The following is an 18,945-nucleotide window of genomic DNA, read 5'->3' as shown; positions in this document are numbered from 1 at the left end:
GCGGTTGCTACCTGAAAACTAGTTCCTGCACCCGGTGATTTCGAAGAGCACGGCGTCGCCCTCACGGTCGACCTCCGTAAGGATGCTGCTGTCCTCGACGCCGCTAATGCCAGCAAAGGGCTCAGCACGAGGAGTGCCCGGGAACACGTAGTGTTCACCGAAGTCAAGGACGAACTCCACATTGAGATCTGCGGCGAGTTCGCAGACTCGGGCTCCACCATCTGCGAGATTGGAAGTCAGCTCCGCAACCTCGGGGGCCAACAAGCCTCCCGTATGCGCGACTAGAACCTCTCGGTCACTAATCGCGTACGCAAGCGAGCCGCCGTTCCACGGGTTCGTCGCGAGTACGGTGTCGGCCGGGACATGCTCGTCCAAACGCTTGAGCAATGCTTCCTCGTCTTCGGAAAGGAGGATGGGATTGCCGACGGGATCGTAGCGTGAACTCACGGCCTGGACCGCGGCATAGATCCCGGAGCCCTGAGTGGCTGCGAGGGCTAGAAGCACGGCGGCGCCAACGGCGGCGGCTCGGCCGCTGGCGGGATCCTTGCCGAGCAGGGCGCGCCAGCGCAGCCATCCGACATGGAGTAGGGCGGCGAGCGTGGAGAGTCCGAGGACGGCAAGGGGAATAGCGGCGAGCGGCAGGATCGCTGCAAGCCGCCAGGCATCGTTGTACCACAGGCCAATGAGCGCGGTCCGCAAAGCACTCGTGGGGAGGCCATTGGCTACGCCAAACAACAGCAACAGCGCGGCGTAACTGACAATAAGCCACCGGTGATGTCGTCGGCCGATAGCGATGATGGCGCCAAGCACAACGAGCACTGTAAGCACCCAGGCGTGCCCTTCGAGACGCGGGCTCGAGCCGAACGCGTCCAAAACGGCCGCAGGGAAACTCTTAGTTCCTTCCCATCCGTTGTCGGAAGTTGTGGCGCGCATCCAGAGGAAGCCGATCGCGCCGCATAATGCCAACAGGCCCAGCGCGATGGCCACTCGTGCCCCGAACCGCTCTTGGCCAGGACGTCGCCAACCGCGATACGCGGCAACGAACACAGCTGGGAGGCCGACGACTACGAGCGCGAAGAACGCGTTGGGGTGGGCTGTTGAGGCTGCTCCGAGCGCCCCGAGAAAGAGCACAATCCGTGTGCCACTGCTCGCAACAAATGAAGCCCTCGCCGGTCCGAGGTTCATCAGAGCAAGGAGCGCGACGAAGGCGAACGGAATGAGCGCGGTCGCGAGGAGGTTGGGATAGAGCACCCCGTACCGCACGAGGAGAAGGGGAAACGACGGAAATGCCGCTGCGAGTATTCCCGACACGAGTGTTACGCGCATGGATGGCCCCGCGACGGCGCGGCCGAGGGCGACGACGCCGATGGGCCACACAACACAGGCAACTGTGAACACCGCTGCGTTTGTGGCGAGCGGGATCGAAGCACCAGATAGTTGCACGATGAGCGCGACGAAGCCATGCCAAGGAGTTGGGTAGTACACCGCAGCGTCCGGCGAGGTGGCCAACGTCATATCAAACGGCGAAGCGGATCCTGTGTCGAGGATGAAGCGGACGGCGTTGAGATGGAAAATCGCGTCGTATGACTGTGAAACGTGGCTTGGTCCCTTGATTCCGAGCACGAGCGACACTGCGATTGCTGCGCCGCCGATGGCTGCCGCCGCGGACACAGGCCAGAACCGGGCCGCACGGTTTCGCGGCTCGTTCTGGGAACCGAGCCAGCGACGCACGATGAGCAGCAGCAGTGCGAGCCCGACACCGGAAGCACAGACTGTCACGGGGGTCCACGTGAGGCCCGCGAGCGGGAGCGCGATGCTCGCAACGGAGATGACCGCGAACGCAGCTGGGATTGTGAGTAATGCGAGTGTGAACCCCCGGGCCCCGAGAGCAAGGGCTGCGGGGAGTCCAAGGGCCGCGACCAGCGCGAGCGAGCAGGCCAGCGGAAACAGCAGAGAGAGCCACTCGGTCACGGGCGGGGTGTGCCTTCCGGCTCAGTGAGACGAGCCTCCATGAGTGCGACGGCTCGAGCTAGTTCGGTGACGCGAGCGTCGCTCCTTGCTTTCGCCCGAATCGTGAGAACTGCGAAGACGAGTCCCGCAACCACAAAGAGGTATAACAGGAGGTCGGTGCCGCGTCCGATTCCAAAGAAATTCGCAACAGCGGAGAGCAACTGGGGGAACAGGATCGCTAGAATCGCGGCGGCGACGAACAGAAGCGCGATGAGGCGCTTGACCGCCAATGACTTCTCGCCCGGCAAACTCCGGACTGCAAATACGGCAATGATTATGACAAGGGCAATGAGGAGCGCTTGGAAAAGCATGTCGCCTACCGAATCAGAAGGTCAACGAGAATGTTGACGGAGTTAAGTAAGGATTGGCCCTTGGCCTTGGAATAGTCCGTGTACAGGACTTCAACGGGCTGCTCGACAAACGGGAGCCCGGTCCGCCCAAGCTGAACGACAATCTCGGTACCGTGTGCCATACGGTCTTGCCGTAGCTTGATTTGCCGGAGTGCATCTTCTCGAATGACCCGCAAGCCGTTGTGGGCGTCAGTGAGTTTTGTTCGGGTTGTGACGTTTGTGACCCACACCGCGGTCTTGAGGACGATCTTCTTGAGGACACCTGGCTTGGTTCTGTCATCCAAAAACCGGGAGCCGAAGACAATCGCAACGTCCTCTGTTCTCGCGCGCTCAACCATGGCGACGGCGTCTTCTACGCGATGCTGGCCGTCAGCGTCGAACGTGACAACGAAACGCGCGTCCCGTTCAAGGGCGAATTCAAACCCGGTTTGCAGCGCGGCACCCTGACCAAGGTTGATTGGGTGCGACACCAAACGTGCTCCTGCAACTTCGGCAATCACTCCGGAACCATCCGTGGAACCGTCGTCGATACACACGACATTCGGGAACGTTGGAAGCAGTCCATTGATAACCGAAGCAATAACGGTTGCCTCATTGAATAGAGGGATGACGACCCATACATCGTTATTCGATCTGGAGCGCGAATTACCACTCGGAGAGGCGGGGATCATATCCCCTATTCTGGCAGAAATATGCCTCAGCGGGAGCGCCCGAGCGCACCTACTCCCCTCGGCAGAAGAAATAGAGGTAATCTAGGCCAAATGAGCGCAACTCAGCATATTTCTCTCTCGAGCGCAGTAATCGGGCACGGCAACCCAGTCTTCACGATCGCCGAGATGTCGGGTAACCACAACGGCGACCTGAACAGAGCGCTTGACATTGTCGATGCTGTCGGTTCGACCGGGGCACACGCGCTCAAGATTCAGACCTATACCGCGGATACGCTCACGATCGATTCAGACGCTCCAGCGTTCCGCGTGCGGGGAGACCACGGCCTGTGGGGAGATCGAAACCTGTACTCCCTTTACCAAGAGGCGCATACGCCCTGGGAATGGCACAAAGAGATCTTCAGCCGCGCAAAGTCTCACGGCCTCATTCCATTCTCAACCCCTTTTGACCCAACGTCCGTGGCGTTCCTCGAAGATCTCGGCGTCGAGCTCTACAAAACCGCTTCCGCGGAGATTGTCGATCTTCCCCTCCTGCGCGAGGTCGCCCGAACAGGCAAGCCTGTGGTTGTGTCGACGGGGATGGCAACGCTCTCCGAAATTGATGCCGCGGTGACCGCGATGCGTGATGCCGGGTGCAAGGAACTCGTGCTGTTGGCGTGCACTGCGGCATACCCAGCCGAACCGGAGGAAGCACGGCTGGGCAACATTCAAGTGCTCCGTGAAGCGTTCGATGTTCCCGTCGGGCTTTCTGATCACACGCTCGGTACTGGAGTCGCCGTCGCAGCAGCCGCTTTGGGCGCGACGGTCATCGAGAAGCATTTGACGCTTGACCGTGCCGATGGGGGAGTCGACTCAGACTTCTCTCTGACGCCAGCTGAATTTGCTGCACTTGTGACGGGGGCGGAGCAGGCCAGAGTAGCGGTTCAGAGCGGCGTGGCGTTCGGGCCCACCGAGCAGGAGCGGGCGGTCCTCGCACTCCGGCGATCGCTCTACGTCGTCACCGATGTCGTAGCGGGCGAACAAGTCTCCAGCCAGAATGTGCGCTCTATCCGTCCGGCCGGGGGTCTGCCTGCCGACAGCTTCGACCTCGTGGCCGGCCGGACGTTCTCGCAAGACGTTTCGCGAGGAACAGCGTTGACCTGGGACCTTTTGTAAGGTTCAGGATGGTGAGTCGCCGAGGGCTGCGTGGCCCTCGGTGGGAAGCTTCCATTTGGACCGCATCTCGAATCCGTCCTTGTCTGCAGGCAGGTACGGCAGGTATTTCGCTCCTCGAAAAAGCCGCTGGGATGCAGTATTCGACGAGTGGATCGTCGCGAGGAGTTGCACGGGTTCTGCGCTCACGAGCCAATCTTCGCCTGCGGCCAGCGCACCCTTGCCGATGCCGCGCCCCCGAGACGTCGGGGCGATCGTGATTGAGGCCTCCCACGACGTCACCCCGCGGCGATCCCAACGCACGGTCGCGACCGGTGTGCCCGCCTTTTCAATTATGAGTAAGCGGCGATTCTCGTCAGCCACAACACGTTCTAGCCATGCACGGTGATCAGGCCAGGTAACTGGTTCTTGGGAGCGCGATACCTGCCTGGTGACAGGGTCGTTCCGCCAGTCGAAGAGGAACTCGGCGTCGGAGAGCTTGGCGACTCGAGCAGCGAGCTTCACAGGCTCCTCCACCCGAGCCGAGTGGGCACCGGCAGCAAGAAGCTCTTCCCACGCCGAGACGACGCGCCAGGCCCCGCGCCCGTCGATGAGTGTCCTTCCCAGCTCGGCGCTTTCGCTCAAACGCGCGGTGTCATCCAGGAAGTCTGCGAAAGCTTCGAGTCTGTTGGGAATGTCACCGTATGGCGGGGTTCCGAGCGGAAAGCCGATCCCGTGAGCCTCGCATGACCTGTAGCCAGGTAGCTGGTTTTCGGTGACGGCGACTATCCCCATGGGGATCCCGGCTGCGGCGAAGTCCCACACTGAGGTGCCTGCAGCAGTCACTACGGCATCCATCGAGTCGGCGAGGCGTGGGAGGTCGCTCGTGAACGAGAGAATGTTGACGCGGCCTGCGGAATCGCCGAGGGACCGGCGGAGCGCGGGCTGCACTTCAGGACGGCAGATGACCGTGAGGGAGACGTTGGGGAGCTGTAACAGGCCCTCAACAATCTGTGGCGTGACATCGAACGGATCTGTTCCACCAAGGACGACGAGTACGCGCTTGCGCAGTTCCGCCTCCGGCCGCACTCGGTGAGAAATCGCGCGCATCGTTTTTCGGATCTGGACAACAGATGCTCCGAGTAGGGCGAGATCCGCCTGACCGCTGGGGACGTAGCGGAGCTCGGCGTCGAGGTTTCCGTCCACGTGGAGATCCGCGGGGCGACGCCCGAACTGACCGTCCTGCATGTTGCTCGTCAACGTGGCGCCGGGGAAGAACCCGTCGAGGGCTGTGTCGTAGCTGTCGATGTGGAGTACGTCCACAGATCGTTCGGAGAGGAGACGCTGCAGGTCGCGGCGCGGTTCGGAAGCATCGAGCTGGATGAGGCTCTGTCCGGGAAACAGCTCGTCAACGTGCTCGACCGCGCGGTCACCGAACCGGCCGGCAATGTCAACACTCCACCCCCGCGAGGAGGCCTCTTCAGCTAGGCACAACGCCCGCATCAGATGCCCCATGCCGCGCTCTAAATCGGCGTTGCAGTGAATGAGTGCAGTGTGTGCTGCCATTGATTTTCCTCTCGCGCGGAGCATTACGGCTGAGGGGCGTACCCTAACGATAGAATAGTTCGCACGCACTACGACGGATGTCGCCAGCTCTCGGACTTGGCGCAGGAATGAGGAGAACACGTGTCGATACTTGAGGGGTCCACGATCCTCATTACCGGAGGTACTGGTTCTTTCGGCAAGGCCTTCATCCGATACGCTCTCGACAACTTGAATCCGCGCAGACTCATTGTGTTCTCACGGGATGAGCTCAAGCAGTATGAGGTGCGACAGCAGTTCAACGATGATCCGCGACTGCGGTGGTTCCTGGGCGATATCAGGGATGAGCGCCGGCTGGCGAGAGCTCTGCACAAAGTTGACTACGTCGTCCACGCCGCAGCCCTCAAGCAGGTGGACACCGCCGAATACAATCCGTTCGAATTCGTAAAGACAAACATCATTGGAAGTCAGAACGTTATCGAGGCTTCCATCGACGCCGGTGTCAAGAAGGTTGTGGCGCTATCGACAGACAAGGCATCGAGCCCCATCAATCTATATGGTGCGACGAAGTTGACTGCCGACAAACTCTTTATTACTGGTAACCACTACGCTGCGGCGTACGACACGAGGTTCGCTGTTGTCCGTTACGGCAACGTGATGGGATCGCGGGGCTCCGTCATCCCATTCTTTGCGAAGCTGGGCGCTGCTGGTCAGCCGCTGCCCATCACGGACCTGCGCTGTAGCCGGTTCTTCATCACCCTGCCCGACGCAGTACAGATGGTGGTTGACGCTTTCGAGCTGATGCAGGGCGGCGAGCTGCTAGTCCCGCGCATTCCGTCGATGCGAGTCGTTGATCTGGCCCACGCAGTGGTTCCGGGCGCGGAGCTAGTTGATGTTGGGCTCCGTCCCGGCGAGAAGCTGCACGAGGAGATGATCAGCCCTGAGGAGGGGCGTCGAGCGGTGACGATTCAGGGCGGGAAGTACTTCGTGATCCAACCCGATCTTGCCACGTGGGGTTACGAGCCGCCTGCTGATGCGATTCCAGTCGCTGAAGGCTTCGCGTACCGCTCGGATCTCAACGATCAGTGGTTCACCCAGCAGGAGATTGCCGACATTATTCAGGCTGGAATCTAAGCATGCTTCCCTACGGTAGGCAGTCAATATCCGAGGACGACATCTCCGCGGTTGTAGAGATCCTTCGTGGTGACTGGCTGACGACTGGTCCCGCCGTCGCTGCGCTCGAATCCGAGATATCGCGTCTCTCTGGCGGACACCGTGCGGTTACCGCCACCTCGGGGACTGCTGCGCTGCATATGGCATACGCCGCAGCGGGAATTGGCCCCGGGGATGAAGTCGTGGCAACCCCCATGACCTTCATCGCGACCACCGCCGCGGCGTCAATGCTTGGTGCCAGGGTGCGCTTCGCAGATGTTGAAGAGGACACCGGACTCATCGATCCGAGTGCGGTCGCAGCTCAGTTAAGCGACCGGACCAAGGTGATTGCTGCGGTCGACTATGCTGGGCACCCCGCCGACTACGACGCGCTTCAGTCACTTGCCGACTCCGTAGGGGCGCTTACCCTTGACGACGCCGCCCACTCAATTGGGGGAAGCTATCGTGGACGGCCGGTCGGAGACCTGGCCGACATGACGACCTTTTCGTTTTTCCCGACAAAGAACCTGACGACAGGAGAGGGCGGAGCATTCGTTGCGAAGGACCCGGTCTTAGCCCAGCGTGCTCATGAGTTCCACTACATCGGCCTCGTGCGTGATCCCGATCGGTTTAGGATCACGACCGAAGGACCATGGCACCAAGAGGTCCACGAGTTCGGGCTGAACTATAGACTCCCCGATATCGCCAGCGCACTCGGCCTGTCGCAGTTGCAGCGCCTGGAAGCCTTCAAACGGCGTCGGGCGGAAATCACAGCGAGATACAACGCTGCACTGAGTGACGTTGACGGTGTACGCATTCCGACGCAGCGTGACGACGTGGATCCTGTCTGGCATCTGTACCCGCTCCGTGTGGAAGGCGGGCGCCGGCGGGAAGTGTTTGACAAGATGCGCGCTGCGGGAATCGGTGTGCAGGTCAACTACATGCCCGTCTATTGGCACCCGGTCTACACAGAGCAGGGTTACAAGCGGGGCATGTGCCCGAACGCTGAGTCGTTCTACGCTGAAGAGCTCTCGCTGCCAATCTTCCCGGGGCTTTCCGATGCGCAGGTCGATGATGTTATCGATACGCTCCTCACTGCCATGAGGTAGTCAAGGTGGCGCAGAGCGACAAGTAGGCGACGGCTAGCAGCGTTGCTCAACCCCAAGAAAAGATAAAGGACAGGCACCGATGATTCTTGGAATCCTGCAAGCACGTTCAAGTTCGTCGCGCTTCCCGAGGAAGGTTCTCGAGCCGCTCCTTGGGAAGGAGATGATTCTGCGCCAGCTAGAGCGGCTCGCGCGCAGCAAAAACATTGATCGGCTCGTCGTGGCGACTTCCGAAGAAGCATCAGACGACCAGCTCGCCCTGCTGCTTGCGACAAACGGCTGGGAGGTTCGCCGCGGCCCGCTCGATGACGTTCTGGGCAGGTTTGCGCGGGTCATCGCCGAGTTCGAACCTGATCAAGTCGTGCGCCTGACTGCAGATTGCCCGCTTGCCGACCCCGGCGTCATCGATCGTGTCATCGACGAGCATTTGCTCTACAAGACCGACTACACATCGAATGTGCTGGTGCCGACTTTTCCACATGGTCTCGACGTGGAGGTATTCTCACCTGCTGCGTTCGCCCGCTTGGCGGACTCTCCGTTGACGGCTTCCGAGCGTGAGCACGTCACCCTTGGTATGTATCGGCGAACAGAGGAATTCACGACTTGGAACGTACAACAGGGCACAGATCACTCTGATCTCCGGTGGACGGTTGACGTTCCCGAAGACTTTGTCTTCGTGGAGCGTGTTTACGAGCAGTTGTATGCGTCGAACCCGGAGTTTGGCCAAGACGACGTTCTGAAGTTGCTCGCGCAGCAGCCCTCGCTTTCTCGAACCGCAGCGGATCTTCCTCGCAACGTCGGGCTTGTCGAGGAGAAATAGCAGCGGCGGCAACGTGACGCCTCCCGCAAAGGGAGGAACGGTGCGCCAATACGGCGAGGTTGCCATCAAAAATAGCGTTCAACTACAGTGGTTGTATTCGGGAAGTTCGATCTCTAGTTGAAGGTGAATGAGTGGCGACGAAAAAGCGGTTTTGGGCGATCGTTGTGGCGGCGCTGTCGGCCAGCGTGATCCTCGCTGGCTCCTCCTTGACGGTGACCGGAAGCGTAACTCCAGCCAACGCGTGGAGTGCAATGGATTTCAAGGCCGGAAATATCGTTGACGACGGGCTCTTCTATAACGGGGCCGGGATGACCACTGCTGAAGTGCAGTCATTTTTGAATAAACGCGTGCCGGAGTGTTGGCTTGGGCGTCCGGGTTATGAGGTTGGCAAACCGGTCACCTGGAACGGGCCAACCAAGCTCGCGTCGAAGTGCACGCGCGACTATACGGTGACGACGGCTTCACGCCCCGCGAATGCGTACTGCAAGGCCTACACTGGCGCTCCCAATGAGAAGGCCGCGGCGATTATCGCCAAGGTGGGGGCCGCGTGTGGGATCAGCCCTCGCGTCCTCCTCGTGATGCTCGAGAAAGAGCAGAGCCTGATTACCGATCCGTGGCCGAATGAGAATCAGTACTTCATGGCGATGGGATACGCGTGTCCGGACAGCGGGCCAGGCGGCACAGCGGCATGTGACCCGAAACAGGGCGGATTCTTTCAGCAAGTGTATCGAGCCGCGTGGCAGCTCCAGGTGTACCGTGCATTCTCAGACTCGTACAACTACAAACCACTGAAAAAGAACTTCATCCAGTGGCATCCGAAGCAGTCGTGCGGTGGGTCCAACGTGTACATCGAGAACTGGGCCACAGCTGCCCTGTACATTTACACGCCATATCAGCCGAACCAGGCCGCGCTCCGGGCGGGCTCCGGAACGGGCGATGCGTGTTCGTCGTACGGCAACCGCAACTTCTTTATCCTCTGGAACACCTGGTTTGGATCCACGGTCATCGACGACCAAATGTCGCCCGGGATTCGACAGGTATACGACCAAGCGCTTGCTTCCGGCTTCAACTATGGGAACCCGCTGGGTGCACGAGTCACCGTTACTAAGAATGGTGGCGGTTTTCAGATGGAATTTGAGAACGGAATCATTACAGAGTCCAAGTTGCTCGGGAAGAGTTTCGGTATTCTTCGTGGCTGGATGATGGACGCCTATCTCGCCGCGGGCGGAGCGTCAGGTTCCTGGGGATTCCTCGCGAGCGGGATCTCCGGCGTTGCAGCGAACGGGAACTATCGCGCCTCGTTCCAGCACGGGACCACGGTCTACGATCCCAAGAATGTGGTCATGAGATACATGCCAACGCTGGTGTTCAACGCTTGGAAGGCGCGTGGAGAGCAGAAGGGTCCGCTTGGATTTCCATCGAAGGACGCCACACTTCACTCCAGCACTGCCGCTTCCCAGCTCTTCCAAGGGGGAACACTGATGGTGTCCAGGAACGGAACCGCGGTGCTCGATGCCGCGGAGCTGAAGACCTGGACTGCGCTTGGCGGGTACCCCGTTGTCGGGCTCGCGAACGCAGATCGGACACCCTTCGCAGGTAAGAGCTATCGGCGCACTGAGAAGGGCGGGATGGTCCAGACATCCGCAAGCGCACAGGTCTTCGTTCCGGCCGGAATTTTTGAACGGTTTGTGTCGTCTGAATCGACGGTGCAGACCTGGGGATGGCCGGTATCGGCCATCACGGTCAGCGGCGGTGCCGCGATGAAGTTCCAGAAGGGCAATGCGGTGTATTCCTCGAGCACTGGTGTTGCTGCGTTCATGCAGACGGCGACCTTCGATAAGTGGGTTGCGAGCGGTGGTCCGAAGGGTGCCACTGGCTTCCCGGTGAAGGATACTGTCGTCGTTGATGGTCAGGGCACGTATCAGGTGTTCGCTCGTCAGACGGTGTACTACGGCCCGTATGGCAAGCCGTTGGCGTTTAGCCCGAGTGCGTATTTGTCGGCGTATGAGAAGTCTGGTGGTCCGACGGGTCCGTGGGGGTGGCCTGCTGGTCCGGGGTTCGCTGTTGGCAGCGGGAAGGCTGTGCCGTTCCAGAAGGGCAATGCGGTGTATTCCTCGAGCACTGGTGTTGCTGCGTTCATGCAGACGGCGACCTTCGATAAGTGGGTTGCGAGCGGTGGTCCGAAGGGTGCCACTGGCTTCCCGGTGAAGGATACTGTCGTCGTTGATGGTCAGGGCACGTATCAGGTGTTCGCTCGTCAGACGGTGTACTACGGCCCGTATGGCAAGCCGTTGGCGTTTAGCCCGAGTGCGTATTTGTCGGCGTATGAGAAGTCTGGTGGTCCGACGGGTCCGTGGGGGTGGCCTGCTGGTCCGGGGTTCGCTGTTGGCAGCGGGAAGGCTGTGCCGTTCCAGAAGGGCAATGCGGTGTATTCCTCGAGCACTGGTGTTGCTGCGTTCATGCAGACGGCGACCTTCGATAAGTGGGTTGCGAGCGGTGGTCCGAAGGGTGCCACTGGCTTCCCGGTGAAGGATACTGTCGTCGTTGATGGTCAGGGCACGTATCAGGTGTTCGCTCGTCAGACGGTGTACTACGGCCCGTATGGCAAGCCGTTGGCGTTTAGCCCGAGTGCGTATTTGTCGGCGTATGAGAAGTCTGGTGGTCCGACGGGTCCGTGGGGGTGGCCTGCTGGTCCGGGGTTCGCTGTTGGCAGCGGGAAGGCTGTGCCGTTCCAGAACGGTAACGCGGTTCTGGCACCGCCGTCACCCGTGGTGTTTGTTCCAAAGTCGAGCGCAGCGAAGGCCGAGGTGGAGCCCTCACCCGAGCCGACCGAAGGTCTGCCGCCCGAGCCGACCGAAGTGTCGCCGCCCGAGCCGTCAGCTGCGGAGGGGCTAGCAGCCGAACAAGACTGACAGAAGGCAGCCGGAGACGTCGAGGAGACGGGTCCGTTATAATTGACGCCATGAGCGCTGAATTCATCCCTGCGGCAAAACCAATCATCGGAGACGAAGAACGCGAAGCAGTAGATCGTGTGTTGCGTTCCGGGATGGTGGCCCAGGGGCCCGAGGTTGCAGCGTTTGAGTCGGAGTTCGCAGATCACTTTGTCCAGGGGCGTGAGACGGTAGCCGTGAATTCGGGTACGAGCGGTCAGCATCTGGGTCTGCTCGCCGCAGGGGTCGGTGCTGGCGATGAGGTGATTGTTCCTTCGTTTACGTTCGCTGCAACTGGCAACTCGGTGGCGCTTTCTGGCGCGACCCCAGTCTTCGCCGATATCGATCCCCAGACTTTCACCCTCGATCCTGTCGCTGTCGAGGCCGCGATCACGCCGAACACCAAGGGCATCATGCCTGTACACCTCTACGGACATCCCTTCCTGGTCGACCAGATCGAGGACATTGCGAAGAAGCACAACCTCGCCATTTACGAGGACGCGGCTCAAGCACACGGTGCGTCGTGGTCGGGGCGCTCCGTCGGCTCCATCGGCGATTTTGCGATGTTCTCGCTCTACCCCACCAAGAACATGACGTCGGGGGAGGGCGGCATGGTGACGTGCGCCACGCCTGAAATTGCCCGAAACATGCGTCTGCTGCGAAACCAGGGCATGGAGACCCAGTACGCAAATGAGATCGTTGGCTTCAATATGCGTATGACCGACATTCACGCGGCAATCGGCCGGGTGCAGCTCACCAAGGTCGACGCGTGGACTCGGCAGCGTCAGGCGAATGCCGCAGTGCTCAACGACGGTCTCGCCGGCGTCGCGGGCCTCACGACGCCGTACGTGGCACCCGAGGCCGTACACGTCTACCACCAGTACACGATTCGAGTCGACCCAACAGAGCGTGACCGCCTGCGCGAAGCACTCAAGGCGGAGCACAACGTTGGGTCCGGAGTGTACTACCCGATTCCGAATCACCGGCTCCCCTCGCTCGAGAAATATGCACCGGGCCTCGACCTTCCCGAGACCGAGCGGGCGGCGAAAGAGGTACTCGCGCTGCCAGTGCACCCGTCGCTGACCGCGGCCGACCTCGACCGGGTCATCGCCGGAGTGACCGCTGTACTGAGCGCGGGCGCGTAACCCACGTCGTGCGAATCGCGATAGCTAGCAGGATTTTCAATCCTGAGCCGAGCGCAGCTTCGTTTCGGCTTCAAGCCCTCGCCGAGGCCCTAGCTGAACGCGGTGATGACGTGACAGTGCTCACCGTGCAGCCCCCTCGCCAGATTGTGAACGCAGCGGCGGCCGGGAAAAACGGATCCCAGCACACCCTGGCGAACGTAACAGGTGAGATCCCGACCGTCGTCGAGCCTCAGAAGTTCCGCGTGAGGCGTTTCCCGGTGCTCCGTGACCGAAATGGCTACGTGCGTGGCTACGTGCAGTACCTGAGTTTTGACGTGCCGCTGTTTTTCCGTATTCTCTTCGGGAAGAAACGGAACCTCATCATCGCGGAGCCCCCTCCAACGACCGGCCTCTTTGTGCGGCTGGCGGCGGCTGTGCGTCGCACCCCGTATGTGTACTATGCGGCCGACATTTGGTCTGACGCCGCATCGCAAACAGGTGCCCCAAGTTGGATGCTGGATGTGGTTCGCCGTATCGAGCTGTTTGCCTGGAAGGGCGCTCGGCTGGTGCTGTCTGTGTCGGATGGCGTGACCATGCGCCTCGCGGAGCTCGGAGTGACCGAGAACGTTGCAACAATTGGCAACGGAGTGAACGCTCGCGAATTCGTCCGCGGGGTTGCCGTCGGTACCGCTCATGCGCCCGCTCACCCGGAATTCGTGTACGCGGGCACCGCGTCGGAGTGGCATGGAGCTGACGTGTTTGTGCGTGCGCTGCCCCGGGTTCTCGCAGAACGGCCCGACGTCGTACTCCGGTTCATCGGCGGTGGTTCCGAGCGCGAAGCGATTGAAGCTTTGGCAGACGACAACGGTGTCTCTCACGCGGTGCGTTTCGAGCCGGTGCGGGGCCCGGCGGAGCTTGCGCCTGTGCTGCACGGGGCAGTCGCGGCTCTAGCAAGCGTGCGGCCGGGGTCTGGATACGATTTTGCTTTTCCAACGAAGCTGTACAGCGCCGCCGTCTGCGGCGCTCCATTGATCTACGCGGGCACTGGGCCTGGACAACCGTTTGCGCGCACGGAGGTTGACGGCGCCCCCATCGGGGTTGCGGTCGGGCTCGAACCCGGAGAGGTTGCGGAAGCAATGCTCGCCGCCCTCCAGCGGCCCCACGACGCCGCTCGGAGATCCCGGGTGAGTAGCTGGGCGATGCACAGCGTCAGCCTCGAGGGCGTCGCCGCGCGCGCAGTCGCTGAGATCTCACGTCTCTAAGCGGCTGAGTCCCTTGCCCCTGGCATGGGAGAGGCACGTGTTCCTCAGTTAGTCGGTCCTCTTCTCCGCGCCCGAGACAACGCGTTCGACGACTTCACTCCACACGACAGCCTGGCGTTCGCCTGACAGTTCATTGGCGTGCAGATGGGAATGCTGTTTCCACAGCGAGACCTTCTCTGGTGTCAAACCGTCCAATGCCGCAGTGAGACTCTCAGCCGTAAAGTCATCGGTAGCCTCACCGAATCCGTATTCATTCACGTAGCGCACCATTTCAGGCGATGGCCCGGTAATGACGCCGAGACGAGCCTGAACAAAGTCGAAGAACTTGTTGGGGAGGCACCACTCCAGGTTGAACGTCGTGGGGGCGATGAGGCTGAGCCCCACATCATAGCCGTGCAGCGTGGTGACGAGTTCGGTGTACGTGACTGGGTCTCGGAAGGTGATTCGAGGATCCCCGCCAGCGCGCTGCTTCAACTCCTCTAGATATGCCTTGTTGTTCTGCATGAGATAGAGGTCGAGCGTCACGTTGGTGTGTGTGGCAAGCACGGCATCGATCATGACTTCGAGCTTGCGGGCTGGGGCCGGGAGGCCACTGTGAACGAGACGTATCGGGGAGGCTACCGGGAGCGGTTCGAGGTCATGCCAGGGTGTGGCGTTAACAGCAAGATCACCGCGAATACCATAGACCCGTTCGTACTCGTCGAGGATTCCCTGGCCGACGCTGGTGGCAGCGACGACCTTCGGAGCAACCTCCTTGCGCAGGATCCAGTCGAAGTATGGTGCGATGAGCAGGCGCCACATCATGCGGTTCTCGCCCTGCCGGGGAGCGTATTCGTGGAGGTCAGCAACCACGCCATAACGTGACTTCACTCTGTTCGCGAGCGGAACCCCGAGCAGATCGTTGGACACGACAATATCCCATTCGCCACCGGCAAGCTTGGCATGCGCCTCGGCGAGCAACGGGTTGTGCCGCAAAGCCGATCGATGCATGCGGAAGAGATGCCTCGCAGCGGTCGCAAGCTTCGACACCAGTCCAGGACTCGACTCCGAAGGGTTCGAGAACTCAATGTGTGGTAGATCCGGAAACGGCGATGGGCCAATGCCTGCAGTGGTGACGTCATGGTGCTTGCGAAGCTCCATGACCTGCTTAATCCCTCGGGGCTCAGTCATGAATGGAGTCACTGCAAGGACCAATACCCTGAGCGGTGCGGAAGTGTTCATAGCAGAATCCAACTCTCTTGCGTCACGATCAATCAATGAGGCCCGACAATCGAGCCTGCCTCTCGAAGCGCTTCACCTTGCGAACGAGGTCATCAAACGAACCACTCGCTACAAGCCGTCCTTGCTCGAGATAGAAGATCTGGTCCGCGTTGCGCACGGTGGAGAGTCGATGCGCGACAAGGATCAAAGTGGTGTCGCCCTTGAGCGCGTTTACTGCGCCCGTGATTGCGGCCTCTGTCTCCGCGTCAAGTGCACTTGTTGCCTCATCCATAACGAGGACCTTCGGGTCGGTATAGAGTGCTCGAGCAATGCCGAGGCGTTGCTTCTGTCCGCCGGAAAGTGACAGACCCCGCTCGCCGACGGCGCCAAAGATGCCCCCCTCGCGCCGCTCGACAAGCCCAAGGAGTTGAGCGCGATCGAGTGAGTCGCGTACTTTGTCTTCGTCGTAATCGTTGCGCCAGGTGAGCGCGACGTTTTGCGCAATGGACGCGTCAAAAATTGACACCTCCTGCGGGACGTAGCCCAAGCGGGAGCGCCACCCTCCCTGCAATGAGGCAATCGAACTGTTGTCAACAAGTACGTCGCCCTCGGTGGGCGCGAGGAGGCCAAGCAAGATATCAACCATCGTGCTCTTGCCGGAACCAGATTCGCCAACAAAAGCGACTGTTTGCCCAAAGGGGATCTTCAAACTGATATCGCTAAGTGCGTTGGAATCAGTTCCACCGTAGCGGAAACTCATATTCCGTACTTCGATGCTCTGCGGGTCGTTGGGGAACTCAGCGGTCTGGGGCGGTATCGAGCGAATGGCAGCGGATTCAGCCGATTCGATCTCCTCAAGCACACGCTTGGCATGCGCCGAAGTAGATGTCATTTGCGACATGATCGTTTGGAACCGGATGACGGAAGGCGCCATCCGGAAACCAGCCAACCCGAAGAGAGCGACCGCTGTGAGCGCTGAGGAAGCCCCTCCGAAGAGGAACGAAGCGCCTCCAACAATGAGGAACCCGCCGACAATGCCAGCATCCAACACGAACCGCGGCACTTGCCCAAGAAATTGGACATTCGCTCGCGCCTGCGTGGTCTTGGTTCGGTTCTGCGAGAGGAAGTCTGACACCTCGTCCGATTTTCCGCGCAGCGTGATCTCCTTGAGCGCGCCGACCATCTCGGTAATCAGGCGTGAATTCTTGAGCGCGTAGGTGAGTGTTACCTTTCCCGCGATGCGAGCGTGTCGGGCAATCCAGAAGTACAACACCATCCCGATCGCCCCAAGGTACACGAGCGTAATGACGGCCACGAGCGGCTGTGCAATCGCGAGCACCAGAATTACCGCAATGAGGCTCGAAGCTTCGCCAATCAGTGTCGCACCCGGAAGCAAGAAGCCACTGATCGTCTGGGCCACGCTGCCGTCGATGAGCCGCGTGAGGTCAGTCGAGTTCTTTCGAAGGCGTTCCTCCCAGGGTGCTCGAAGATAGCCCCGGAAGAGCCGCGCGCCAAGCTGCAGCTCGTATTGGGCAAAGCCCTTGGTAGCCCAGCGCAGCAGGATGACGGAGACGATGGCTTTGGTCATCATGAGCACACAGATCAGGACGATCGCCCACACCACTCCCTTTGTGCTCAACTCCCCGAGTACGGGCAGTACCACGGGTGAGCCAGTGCTGAGTGGGGCGATGACTGCCGCAAGCAAACCAAGAGCGGCAGCGTCGAAAACCGCAAGCACTCCCAGCGCAGATGCGTAGAAGCCTAAGAACCGGCGGGCCTGCTCGGGGAGCGTGCCCAGTACGCGACGGTACAGTTTAAAAAGGTCTCTCACGCGTGTTTCCAATCTATCGGGCGCACCGGAGGGAGCCGCCCCGATTATCTTACGCGAGCACCCGTGAACGAAGCCTGCGCGGCATCTTGCCGCGATAGGGAACAATGGGCTGTCGGACATGAAGTAGGAAGGCCACCCGAATGGCAAGGAAGATTCTCTGCATCTCGCTGACGCCGATCCATCGTGACGCTAGAGTTCTACGGCAGATAGCCCTGCTCGCGGAGATGGGGGAGGTCACAACGATTGGATTCGGAGAAGCGCCGAAACTCGCGACGGCGCATATCAGGGTTCCTGATGGACTTGCCACTTTGCCGCAGACCCCAGTGGGCGTGCTGAGGTTGGCCCTGCGGATGCATGCGGCGAGCGAATGCTCATCGCCGGCAGCGAGTTGGGTGCTGAAGCAGCGGGAGAACGTCGCATCGGACTGGGACCTCGTCGTTGCGAATGATGCGCGGGTGCTGGATCTCGCCTTCAGCCTGGCAGGCGGCTCCCCGGTCTGGGCCGACCTGCACGAGTGGGCGCCGGAAGAGCGAACGCACGTATTGTCCTGGCGGCTGCTCGTGGCACCGTTCATGGTCTATTTGTGTCGTACCTACCTGCGCCGAGCTTCGCTAGTTACCACGGTGTCGCGTGGAATTGCAGAGCTGTACCGTGAACACTTTGGGGTAGAGCCGCTGCTCATGACGAATGCAGGACCGTTTCAAGACATCGCTGTGCGTCCGTCTCAGGGCGATGCCATTGCGTGCGTGCACAGTGGGGCTGCGATTGGTGGCCGCGGACTCGAGACGATGATTCAGGTTGTGAAGGACTTGCCAGCGAGGTTCACTCTCGATCTGTTCTTGGTGCCAGGCGGTGACGGAGGGGCTCACCTTCGAGAGCTGCAACGAGCTGCCGAAGGCTGCGATCGAATCCGGTTCCGGGATCCAGTTACTCCGAGCGAGTTGCCGCGGACGCTGTCGAGTTTCGACCTTGGGCTGTTCTGGATCCCGCCGACGCACACGAATGCGAGACTGACGCTCCCAAATAAGTTCTTTGACTACGTGCAAGCTCGCATCGGGGTAGCGATTGGACCCAGTGAGGAAATGGTACGTGAGCTGCGGGAATACGGACTAGGCGTGGTGAGCCGCAGCTTTGATCCGAAGGATCTCGCGGATTCGCTGCGAGATCTCGACGCAGACAAGCTCGACTCGTTCAAGCACGCAGCAGATCGTGCCGCTGAGCCGCTCAGCTTCTCCGCTCAAGTGTCTGACGTCAAACGCGCGCTGCAGGCATTGCTGTCTCGTTAAGCTGAGCGACACTGGCATTGATCTCGGTTCAAAAACTGCCGATGGCCGCGTCAAACATTAGAGGGGAAGAGTGACTATGGAGGACACGCCGACGGTTCGTGCGCTACTAGAGGTGGAGGACGAAGCTTCGGAGTTGCTGCTGGAGACGGTACCGGGCACTGATGCGCTTCTCTGGCCGCTCGTGCGTTGGCCGCTTGCGCGAGCGCTGTCAGAAGAGGGCCTTAACGTCACGAGCGTTCCGAGGAAGCGTCCGTCGCGGCCGAAGGCACTGGTGCAGCATGCACTCGGGATGGTGCCCACTCCCGTCTCGTCAGACCGTCTGAGAGAGCCCGTTGAGCATCTTTTTATCGTGTCTGGCACAACGCGAGTGGAGACTCTGGGAGGAGTGGGGAACTGGCTGACCGACTCGTATGCAACGGCGCTCGACGAGCGAGCCGCAGTCGTGCAAGACGCTCCGCTTCGCTATGGGGGGCCGAGGTCTGAGCGTCCCCTTGTGGCTCGAACCTGGTCATTCTCGCGAGCGTTGCGGCGGG

General features: G+C 60.6%; 14 protein-coding genes. 8 read left to right on the top strand and 6 right to left on the bottom strand.

Translation table 11 applies throughout. The annotated features are described in order from the left end of the window. Window positions 1–18: 18 nt before the first annotated feature. From BJ960_RS13870 to BJ960_RS13860, 3 genes are read right to left on the bottom strand one after another with little or no spacing between them, the layout of a single operon-like run. Entirely contained in the window at window positions 19–1,971 is a 1,953-nt protein-coding gene (locus tag BJ960_RS13870) for a DUF6541 family protein (RefSeq protein WP_185987720.1), read from the bottom strand. Further along, window positions 1,968–2,321, bottom strand: a complete 354-nt coding sequence (locus BJ960_RS13865) for a DUF2304 domain-containing protein (RefSeq protein ID WP_185987719.1) — start codon at window positions 2,319–2,321, stop codon at window positions 1,968–1,970. Before BJ960_RS13865 ends, BJ960_RS13870 begins: the two co-directional genes overlap by 4 nt. 5 nt (window positions 2,322–2,326) lie before the next feature. Further along, entirely contained in the window at window positions 2,327–3,031 is a 705-nt protein-coding gene (locus BJ960_RS13860; protein ID WP_185987718.1) for a glycosyltransferase family 2 protein, read from the bottom strand. Between the two features lie 90 nt (window positions 3,032–3,121). Here BJ960_RS13860 and pseI point away from each other — a divergent pair, with 90 nt between their 5' ends. Beyond that, the gene (gene pseI, locus BJ960_RS13855; RefSeq protein ID WP_185987717.1) at window positions 3,122–4,183 is read left to right on the top strand and encodes a pseudaminic acid synthase; all 1,062 of its coding nucleotides are present in this window, start codon (window positions 3,122–3,124) and stop codon (window positions 4,181–4,183) included. A 3-nt stretch (window positions 4,184–4,186) separates the two neighbouring features. Here pseI and BJ960_RS13850 read toward each other — a convergent pair whose 3' ends face one another. Further along, the gene (locus tag BJ960_RS13850; protein WP_185987716.1) at window positions 4,187–5,725 is read right to left on the bottom strand and encodes a bifunctional UDP-2,4-diacetamido-2,4,6-trideoxy-beta-L-altropyranose hydrolase/GNAT family N-acetyltransferase; all 1,539 of its coding nucleotides are present in this window, start codon (window positions 5,723–5,725) and stop codon (window positions 4,187–4,189) included. Window positions 5,726–5,845: 120 nt separating this feature from the next. Between BJ960_RS13850 and pseB the strand changes: the two genes are divergently transcribed. From pseB to BJ960_RS17055, 6 genes are all read left to right on the top strand, one after another. After that, window positions 5,846–6,835: a UDP-N-acetylglucosamine 4,6-dehydratase (inverting) gene (gene pseB / locus BJ960_RS13845; protein WP_185987715.1), complete on the top strand. Its 990-nt coding sequence runs from the start codon at window positions 5,846–5,848 to the stop codon at window positions 6,833–6,835. A gap of 2 nt (window positions 6,836–6,837) precedes the next feature. Next, a complete protein-coding gene (locus BJ960_RS13840; RefSeq protein ID WP_185987714.1) occupies window positions 6,838–7,962 on the top strand; it encodes a DegT/DnrJ/EryC1/StrS family aminotransferase in 1,125 nt (374 codons plus the stop codon). A 79-nt stretch (window positions 7,963–8,041) separates the two neighbouring features. After that, complete coding sequence (locus BJ960_RS13835) at window positions 8,042–8,779, top strand: cytidylyltransferase domain-containing protein (protein ID WP_185987713.1); 738 nt, start codon at window positions 8,042–8,044, stop codon at window positions 8,777–8,779. Between the two features lie 131 nt (window positions 8,780–8,910). Next, window positions 8,911–11,691: a hypothetical protein gene (locus BJ960_RS13830; protein ID WP_185987712.1), complete on the top strand. Its 2,781-nt coding sequence runs from the start codon at window positions 8,911–8,913 to the stop codon at window positions 11,689–11,691. A gap of 50 nt (window positions 11,692–11,741) precedes the next feature. Beyond that, entirely contained in the window at window positions 11,742–12,854 is a 1,113-nt protein-coding gene (locus BJ960_RS13825; protein ID WP_185987711.1) for a DegT/DnrJ/EryC1/StrS family aminotransferase, read from the top strand. Window positions 12,855–12,862: 8 nt separating this feature from the next. Further along, window positions 12,863–14,095, top strand: a complete 1,233-nt coding sequence (locus BJ960_RS17055) for a glycosyltransferase family 4 protein (protein ID WP_221936313.1) — start codon at window positions 12,863–12,865, stop codon at window positions 14,093–14,095. Between the two features lie 48 nt (window positions 14,096–14,143). Here the strand turns inward: BJ960_RS17055 and BJ960_RS13815 are convergent, their stop codons facing one another. After that, window positions 14,144–15,316, bottom strand: a complete 1,173-nt coding sequence (locus tag BJ960_RS13815; RefSeq protein WP_185987710.1) for a glycosyltransferase family protein — start codon at window positions 15,314–15,316, stop codon at window positions 14,144–14,146. A gap of 28 nt (window positions 15,317–15,344) precedes the next feature. Beyond that, the gene (locus tag BJ960_RS17265; RefSeq protein ID WP_185987709.1) at window positions 15,345–17,126 is read right to left on the bottom strand and encodes an ABC transporter ATP-binding protein; all 1,782 of its coding nucleotides are present in this window, start codon (window positions 17,124–17,126) and stop codon (window positions 15,345–15,347) included. A gap of 140 nt (window positions 17,127–17,266) precedes the next feature. Here BJ960_RS17265 and BJ960_RS13805 point away from each other — a divergent pair, with 140 nt between their 5' ends. After that, window positions 17,267–18,412 (top strand): glycosyltransferase family protein, encoded by a 1,146-nt coding sequence (locus tag BJ960_RS13805; RefSeq protein ID WP_185987708.1) that lies wholly within the window; start codon window positions 17,267–17,269, stop codon window positions 18,410–18,412. The last annotated feature ends 533 nt before the right edge of the window (window positions 18,413–18,945 follow it).

Origin of the sequence: Leucobacter aridicollis (assembly GCF_013409595.1) — a bacterium.
Classification (GTDB): domain Bacteria; phylum Actinomycetota; class Actinomycetes; order Actinomycetales; family Microbacteriaceae; genus Leucobacter; species Leucobacter aridicollis.
Note: the sequence above shows the minus strand (reverse complement) of the source record. Positions and strands in the feature narration are given on the sequence as shown.